This is a genomic window from Psychrobacter sp. AOP7-A1-24, from assembly GCF_052376235.1.
GTDB lineage: Bacteria > Pseudomonadota > Gammaproteobacteria > Pseudomonadales > Moraxellaceae > Psychrobacter.
In genome coordinates this window covers 1-8,294 of the sequence record NZ_JBQSVM010000065.1, presented here as the reverse complement: position 1 = coordinate 8,294, position 8,294 = coordinate 1, and the positions used below count along the sequence as shown (strand labels likewise).

At 41.0% G+C, this 8,294-nt stretch carries 6 protein-coding genes and 1 pseudogene; 2 read left to right on the top strand and 5 right to left on the bottom strand.

Going from position 1 to position 8,294, the window contains the following annotated elements:
• The 5 genes and pseudogenes from ACT3QQ_RS13160 to ACT3QQ_RS13140 all read right to left on the bottom strand — a co-directional run.
• A pseudogene (locus tag ACT3QQ_RS13160) lies at positions 1–584 on the bottom strand (ABC transporter permease); the annotation flags it as partial.
• The gene (locus ACT3QQ_RS13155; RefSeq protein ID WP_444528340.1) at positions 581–1,888 is read right to left on the bottom strand and encodes an ABC transporter substrate-binding protein; all 1,308 of its coding nucleotides are present in this window, start codon (positions 1,886–1,888) and stop codon (positions 581–583) included. The pseudogene ACT3QQ_RS13160 and the gene ACT3QQ_RS13155, both read right to left, overlap by 4 nt.
• 7 nt (positions 1,889–1,895) lie before the next feature.
• Positions 1,896–3,944 carry an FAD-dependent oxidoreductase gene (locus ACT3QQ_RS13150; RefSeq protein ID WP_444528339.1) on the bottom strand — a complete coding sequence of 683 codons (2,049 nt, stop codon included), beginning with the start codon at positions 3,942–3,944 and terminating at the stop codon, positions 1,896–1,898.
• 319 nt (positions 3,945–4,263) lie between these two features.
• Entirely contained in the window at positions 4,264–4,668 is a 405-nt protein-coding gene (locus tag ACT3QQ_RS13145) for a hypothetical protein (RefSeq protein WP_444521427.1), read from the bottom strand.
• 440 nt (positions 4,669–5,108) lie between these two features.
• On the bottom strand, positions 5,109–5,642 hold the full coding sequence (locus tag ACT3QQ_RS13140; protein WP_444528338.1) for a DUF2058 domain-containing protein: 534 nt from the start codon (positions 5,640–5,642) through the stop codon (positions 5,109–5,111).
• A gap of 362 nt (positions 5,643–6,004) precedes the next feature.
• Between ACT3QQ_RS13140 and ACT3QQ_RS13135 the strand changes: the two genes are divergently transcribed.
• Complete coding sequence (locus ACT3QQ_RS13135; protein WP_444528337.1) at positions 6,005–6,868, top strand: universal stress protein; 864 nt, start codon at positions 6,005–6,007, stop codon at positions 6,866–6,868.
• A 156-nt stretch (positions 6,869–7,024) separates the two neighbouring features.
• On the top strand, positions 7,025–7,708 hold the full coding sequence (locus ACT3QQ_RS13130) for a cupin domain-containing protein (RefSeq protein WP_444528336.1): 684 nt from the start codon (positions 7,025–7,027) through the stop codon (positions 7,706–7,708).
• Positions 7,709–8,294 lie beyond the last annotated feature (586 nt).

Genomic DNA, 8,294 nt, shown 5'->3' with positions numbered 1-8,294 from the left:
AATAAAAAAGGCAACTCTTTTAAGGTCAAACCCAAGATGATACTGATACCGTAAGGGTCATGAGGAAATATGCCTTCTGGTGCTAATTCCCAACCGCTTAACCACGGCGATATCAATCGTGCAAACATACCAGAGGGCGCGATTAAAAACCCAACTGCAATCGCTGCTGCAGCATGTGGAATGACCAAAATAGGGCTAAGTAAATGCTCAATACGAGTGAGCCAAACACTATTAAAAAACGCCGCTAATATCATCAAGGTCATGACAAAAGAAAGTAAGGTGCTGATCAATCCTGTACCAATGCTGAGTAGCACCATTTGAGTGAGACCCGGTGTCATCCAAAGGTCTTTGAAGCCTTGTAGACTGACGGTCGTTTGCTCAAGTGCAGGCACCCAGCTAAATGCAGGTAATAGTACACTGATTAGCCCGCCCAGTACGGGCAGTATCAGTATCAATAATAAAAACTTAGGGCTCAGGGTAGCGATATGTGTGAATAAGTCTTTCTTATACATGGGGCTAGCGCTAGAGCTTTTGCGAGCATTGGCCTGACTTTGGGTACTGCTTTTATTAGTCTCTTGGCTCATGGACTCACCCCATAACGTGTTTGCCAGCCTTGCATAATGGCCTCAACCCAGCTTGGATGTGGCTCACTCACAGTACGTTTGATACTGTCAAATGGTAGTGCGCTAGGATGAGCTTTATCGGTCTTGAATAAGGCTTGTTGCTCAGGGCTGAGCGTTGACTGGATGAGTACGGTTTTGTCACCCCATACAGAGGCGGTTTGTTTTTTGGCTTGTGCTTCTGGACTCATCAAAAAGTTGGCGACCAGCTGTGCCGCTTGAGGATGACTGGCATTATAAGGAATGGCCATAAAGTGTGTGTTACTCAAACTACCATCGCTCATGGCATAGCTACGGATGCTCTGGGGTAAGTCATAACGTTGTACCGCTGCTGGCACTTCTGGTGCCGAGAAGGTAAAGGCGAGACTCAGCTCGGTATCATCGACCAAGCGACGCATTTGTGCACCAGTTTGAACAAACTGCTCGCCCTTGCGCCACAGTGTGGGATGCAGATCGTCCAAAAATGCCCATAAAGGATCTAGTACGATTGCTTTGTTTTCCTCAGTCGCAGGCATGTTGAGTAGAGATTTGGTGTCTTCACCAGTATCCGCATCATGTTGCTCATGTAGCATGACCAAGGCATATTTTAAAAAGCTCATCCCTAAAAAATCAGGCGGTTTAGGATAACTAAAGCGCCCGGGATTTTGTGCGGTCCAAGTGGTGAGTTCATTTAAGGTGGTGGGCGGCTTTTTGGTAGACATGCTGTCATAATAAAAAGTCAGTGACGCTTGTCCCCATGGTGCTTCCATACCGTTGACGGGTACGCCAAAATCGAAGTTAACCGCAGGGTTATTGTCTGGATCAGTGAGTGCAAAATTAGGTATTTTGTTTGACCATTGCTTGAGCAATAAATCGTTTTCACTCATGGTGGCAAAGTTTGCACCATTGATCCATATGAGATCAACGCTGCCTTTGTCATCATTATTGGCTGATTTTTCTGCTAGGACGCGACTGACGGCTTCGCTGGTATCACTCAGCTTTACGTGCACCAAGTTGATATTGTATTTTTTATCAACTTGCTTGGCCGCCCATTGTAGGTAGGCATTGATTTGAGGATCGCCGCCCCATGCATAAAAATAGACGTCTTGATTGGCACCTTGCGCTTCTATTTGTTGCCAAGGTGACGCCTCGCCATCACGGCTCACGGTATTCGGTGATGCTGTGCTTGCAGAGATACCGATACAAACGCTAAGCGCCATTGCATAGGCGCTATAACGAGTAATGTTTTTTAGCATTGTCCGTGTTGACAAGGCTTTAGTAGGGTGCATTTATGGGCTAACCTCGACGCCAAGTGTGATACTTTTCAAGTATGTTAAGTACTTTTTCAGGAGCATGAGCGCGTTTCCATTCACCTGCTACGTACTTGTTGCCTTCAGCCCAAGTAGGATAGCTGTGAATCGTACCCAGTATTTTGTTCAGCCCTAAACCGTGTTTCATGGCTAATACAAACTCAGCAATCAAGTCACCTGCATGTTCAGAGACGACCGTCACACCCAATATTTTGTCTTTGCCTTTTGGCGTAATGACTTTAATAAAGCCTTTAGCTGCACTATCGGTAATGGCACGATCTAGCTCTTCAAACTCAAAGCGTGTGATTTCGTACTCAATACCTTTGTCTATAGCTTCTTGCTCGTTTAAGCCTACGCGGGCAACTTCTGGGTCAATAAAAGTGGTCCAAGGAATCACGCGATAGTCTACTTTAAACTTCTTAAGATTACCAAATAAACCATTCACGGCGGCATACCAACCCTGATGAGCGGCGACATGGGTAAACTGATAGGGACCAACAATATCACCTGCAGCAAAAATATTCGGGTATAGCGTTTCTAAGTATTCGTTGGTCACGATGGTACGGTTGGTTTCGATACCTAGATCTTCAAGACCATAACCAGTAAGACGAGCGCTACGGCCAACTGCACACAATAGCTCATCATACTCGATATCGATTTCACTATCATTGTGTTTAACGACGATGTACTTTTTACCATCACGAGCTTCACAGCGCAGTGCCTGATGTGAGGTCAAGATATTCACGCCACTTTCGGTAAGGGCTTCGTGAGCAAAGGTAGACACTTCAAGATCTTCTTTGATCATGATGCGCTCTGCCATTTCGATTTGCGTCACGTTTGAACCTAAACGAGAAAAGCTCTGCGCCAATTCACTACCGATCGGGCCACCGCCCAGTACGACCAGTTTTTTAGGCGCTTCGTCTAGCTCTGAGAATTTATCCCATAATGTGTCGCTGGTGACATAACCTGTTTCTTCAATACCAGGTAATGGCGGTACAAATGGGCGAGCACCAGTTGCGATGACAATCGTACGTGCTGTCAGGGTTTGTGTGCCACCATCATTTAATGCGATTTCTACTGTCCATGGGTCAATGAGCTTGCCGTAGCCTTTTAACACTTCGACACCCAAGTCAGTATAGCGTTCTACACTGTCATGCGGTGCAATATCGGCGATCACTTTGTGTACGCGGGCCATCACTTTTTTGAACGAAAACTGTGGTGTGGCGTTTTCTAGACCATAGTCTTCACCATGGCGAATCTGCTCTGCAATTTTGGCACTTTTAATTACGGCCTTACTTGGCACACAACCATAATTTAGGCAGTCACCACCCATTTCGCCAGATTCGATTAACGTTACTTTCGCTTTAACGGCAGCGGCAATGTAACTTGTGACCAAGCCACCAGCACCAGCACCGATTACAATCATGTTGCGGTCGAATTTTTTAGGTTGCGTATAATCTTTATAGACACGACGTTTTTTAAACACGTTTAAAATTCCTTTAGCAATAAATGGGAATATACCCAACAAAGCGAATGATAAAATTAACTTGGGTGATAAAATACCTGACAAGCTTTCTATTTGCGCAAGTTGAGTACCCGCATTAACAAATACAAAGGTACCAGCTAACATACCTACTTGGCTTACCCAGTAGTAAGTCCATGATTTGATAGCGGTAACGCCCATCAATAAGTTAATCAAAAAGAATGGAAATACAGGCACTAAACGTAGCGTAAATAGATAAAAACCACCTTCTTTTTCGACGCCTGCATCAATAGCAGCGAGACGTTCAGGAAAGCGTTGTTTAATGGTATCACGCAGTAAATATCGCGATGCCAAGAAGGCAATAGTAGCCCCAATACTGGATGCGAATGAGGCAATGAGCAAGCCTTGTACTAGACCAAATAATGCACCAGCGGCTAGCGTCAAAATCGCAGCGCCTGGTAAGGAGAGGGCAGTGACAACGACATACAATAAGAAAAACCCACCGATAATCAATAGCGGTGACTGCGCTTTGTATTCATTGAATTGCGCCATCGACCCTTTTAAGCCCTCAAGCGTCAATAATTGATTTAGGTCAAAATAAAAAAAACTTGCCGCTAATATCAATATTAATAGTATTAAAAATATTCTTTTAATCATGGTGTGTCCGGCCAAATAAGGGAGCGAAGGCTAAAACCGTAGTCATTACTCAAACTGTTAAATAACTATATTTGAGTAATGTAGCGATTAAATCGAAACATCTGAATCATTTAACTACGATAAAAAGTTTGAATCAGCAGTCTTAATAGTATACAAATTATGTCTTGTTGTCTGTTATTTGTATTACTAAAGTAATAAGTACTGCTGCTGATATCTATACTAGAGATTTATTTTTGCCCAGTGTTAGGGTGTCATAGTCTCTCATTAAGAATAGAGCGATACAGGCAGCTAACATTGGCCATGCGGCAAAGAATAGCAGGTTGTCAAAAGGCGTTAGGTAAAGACCAAAAGATGCAAAAGTAGAGCCAGCGTGTAGCAATAAGATAATGCCGTATGTCCATTTTTTGAATAGACCCATTACAAATGAGAATATAAGAATGATTTGCAAACTACCAATCAGGTAAACGATAGTGATACCCAAGTTCTCTAATGCATAGAATTTAGCAAACACATTGGCAGCATGTTCAGGATTTACGAATTTATCGATTGTCCAGAAAAAGAATACAATGAAAACACCAAGGCGAAGAAGTAATAATGAAAGTGGTAAATGTTTTGGCATGAGTTATCTCTTTTTGAGAAAAAGTAAAAGTGAATTGGAACAAATCAAGCAAATAAAACGGGCATGATGGCACCGGACTATCAGCTAATAAACACAGGTAAAATATGAACAATATTGAGTGGTTACTCAAAAATAAATAAAGGCTTACCACCAAATGTGCTAAAAACGCATTGTAGTATTTATTGAATAACTGTTCAAGTTGATTATATCCATATTCTGGCAATTATAGAGCTGGGTTACTTTCTCTAACTAAACCAGCAATGTTAGGTTAAAGAATCTTGATTTGCGTACGTTTGTTTAAGTCTGTCGACATATTTAACCTTTGTTTCACGATATACAGATTTGTCTGACTTGTACAAATACAAAAAGCCCTTTATAGAACGTAAATTCTATAAAGGGCTTTTGACTGGATACTTATAAAACGATAGTAAAATAAGTCTCTACCACATCAAATCATCTGGAATTACATAAGCGGCATACGGATCGTCTTCTGCCAATGCTTCCTCAGTGGTGTCGTTGGACACAACCATAAAGCCTTCCATTTTTGAATCAATACGATCAGCCAATGGACGAGGCAATAGTGCATAGCTTTCTTCTAAACGTGCGATGACCACGTGACCTGCCACGATTTGATCATACAGTTTCTGAGTGATAGCAATTTTCTTTACTTTTGACTCATCAACAAACTGATAGCTAACCTCACCTTCTGTCTCAGTAATTTGATGCTGTTTAATCATTTGGATGATATTGGCCTTTAATGCCTTTTCTTCCAACACTCGCTGTTTTTCTTGATTAAGCTTCTGATCCTTTTCTAGCTTTTGTGCTTGTGCCTCTGCTAGTGCTTTCTTAGCTTCGGCGCTTTCTGAATCACCAGTACGCTTGGCATGTTGCGTTTGTTTACTGATCTTCTTAGCTTTTTTACTATCAACCAAGCCAGCCTTTAATAATTGAGCCTGTAGGGCGTTTTTTGCCATAATTCAATCACCTAAATAATGATACCAAAATCATAAATGCTAAAAAATACATTGTATCAAACTTTGCTGACGCATGTGGTCAGACGATGGCAAGACTTTATACGCAGTTGGTTGTTAGTTTGCGATGAGCTATAAGTAATATGGAGAGTAACAAATTGCAATTATTGCAAAGGCGGCTTACACATTGCTGGATGAAGCCATTTAAATTGGTTATTATCAAATGAAAGGGTAGATTTACCTTATAAACAGGTGTTTACAAGGTAGTGATCATAAAATAAATGAAAGCTACTCTAGCCAAAAATATAGCTTAGTCAGAACTAGCAAGCTGTATAGGATTAAATAATTAAATTTAAGGACAGATTATGACAACATCACAGCACATTTTAGCTTGTATTGACGGCTCGGCAGTGACTGAATCGGTTTGTGACTATGCAGCATGGTATGCCAGCAAGTTAAACGTACCTGTTGGATTATTGCATGTCAGTGACATACCAGCATCGACCAGACGAGATTTGTCAGGTGCCATAGGTATAAATAGCCGACAGTTTTTATTAGAAGAGTTATCTCAGTTGGATGAGCAACGAGCAAAAGTCGTCAACAGTTATAGTAATGCGTTGGTACAAGATGCAAAAAGCCATATTCAAAGCAGTTTCACTGACGTGAATGTTCGTGTTTATCAACGCCATGGCAAGCTGCTTCCTAGCATTGAACACTTCAAAGAAGAAAATCGTGCGATTGTAATGGGCCGCCGCGGAGAGGACCATAAGAACAGTCGGATCAATATTGGTAGTCAGATTGAGACGGTCGCTCGTGGGTCAGATATTCCCATATTGATTTGTTCAGAGAAGTTTGAAGAGCCAAGCTCTTATATGATTGCCTTTGATGGTAGCAAAACCTCTATTAAAGCGGCACGAATGGCGTCAAAAAGCCCATTATTAAAAGGCCTAAAAGGTCATATCGTGATGGTAGGCAATCATAATGACGCCGCCAAGCAAAGTATGAGCGCCGCCGCTGCACAGTTAGAAGATGCCGGGTTTATCGTTGAGGCACATCATCTATCTGCTTCTGATGCGGTAGATGGATTGTTAAAATTCCAAGTAGAAAACAATATCGACATTATGGTCGTGGGTGCGTACGGACATTCAAAATGGCAACAACTGTTTCTCGGTAGTACCACGACAGAAATTATCGCTAGCACGTTATCTCCCGTTATTCTGGTACGTTAGTACATTAATACGTCAAGACTATTTATAGATTTAGATCTCATGAATTTAAAGATTACTACCTTCAAAATCATGAACGTCAATGTCGTAACCGGTAAACGGTGATAATAGTACGAACTATAATAATGGCAATACCATTTAATCGCTTTGGAATACTTTATGCTCATTAATGCAGATTTTTCACAACGTGCTTCATTAACTCCTGAAGCACATCAATGGATTAAGTCACCACAAAACGGCGTGGAGCGTGTCATGCTTGACCGTATAGGGGCGGAGAAGGCTCGTGCTACCAGTCTGGTACGTTATGCGCCAAACTCTTACTTTCCGCATCATCTACATCCAGGCGGCGAAGAGATCTTAGTATTGTCAGGTACTTTTTCTGCAGATGATATTCATTATCCGGCAGGTTGGTATTTACGTAATCCACCGTCTTCAGGACACAGACCTTATAGTGACGAAGGGGCTGTCATTTTCGTCAAGTTGCGGCAAATGTCATCTGACGAAACGCAGCACGTGGCTATTAACACTGATGATGATGCTAATTGGCAGCAACAAGGCAACCGTAATATTTGTCCACTTTTCTATGATGGGGTAGAGCACGTTAGTCTACAGCGTATCGATGCAGGCGAGTTGCTATTCTCTGAAACAGTCCATGACGGCGCAGAAATACTAGTTATAGCAGGCGAGCTAATAGAGGGCGAGCAAGTATATCGACAGGATAGTTGGATACGCCTACCGATAGATGCAAACGTATCAATCAAAGCAGGTAAGAAAGGCGCAACGACATACCTAAAAACTGGTCACCTTAACAATATCATTGGTTTGGATATTGAGTCTGATTGAATATCATTTATTAAGTGTGCAGACTAACTATAAAAGAAAACTTTTTAATAAGTACAACTTTGTAAATAGAATACTGAATCATATTTTTATAAAATTAAGATTTCATTAAGAACGATCGTTCTTAATGAAATCTATAATAGAAAAGATACCGAGTATCTTCTTTTCTACCTACCTTCGAAAAATAAAAACCTTCCAAAAAACTTATTCTAAAAAATTAGCCTAAGCAATAAGAGTGCTCTAAAGTGGCACTCTTGGCTAGTCTTAGCTTTATTTTACAAAAAATTTAATATGCTTTTAAAAATAAATGAGAATACATATCGTTTTTATTACCTATTGTTAAGAAAATCTTAACTTGTAAAAGATAATTATTACGGTCCTATACCCTTATGGTGCCTACTCATTCTCTTGATTATTGACTACTCCCATAGTCTAAATTAAGAGTGTTTTATCCTTAGAGATGCACAGTATATTTGCGAGATAGGATGTATTTTACAATTAAATAAAGAAACTATGTTGACCTATAAACTTAGCGTATTATTATAAAAGTAATCATACAAAACACACTCAAGGCTAGACTCGCAATATC

Coding starts and splice junctions, on each gene's coding strand:
- ACT3QQ_RS13150 (WP_444528339.1), bottom strand. CDS start 3,944: ATGGCGCAATTCAATGAATACAAAGCGCAGTCACCGCTATTGATTATC.
- ACT3QQ_RS13130 (WP_444528336.1), top strand. CDS start 7,025: ATGCTCATTAATGCAGATTTTTCACAACGTGCTTCATTAACTCCTGAA.
- ACT3QQ_RS13155 (WP_444528340.1), bottom strand. CDS start 1,888: ATGCACCCTACTAAAGCCTTGTCAACACGGACAATGCTAAAAAACATT.
- ACT3QQ_RS13135 (WP_444528337.1), top strand. CDS start 6,005: ATGACAACATCACAGCACATTTTAGCTTGTATTGACGGCTCGGCAGTG.
- ACT3QQ_RS13145 (WP_444521427.1), bottom strand. CDS start 4,668: ATGCCAAAACATTTACCACTTTCATTATTACTTCTTCGCCTTGGTGTT.
- ACT3QQ_RS13140 (WP_444528338.1), bottom strand. CDS start 5,642: ATGGCAAAAAACGCCCTACAGGCTCAATTATTAAAGGCTGGCTTGGTT.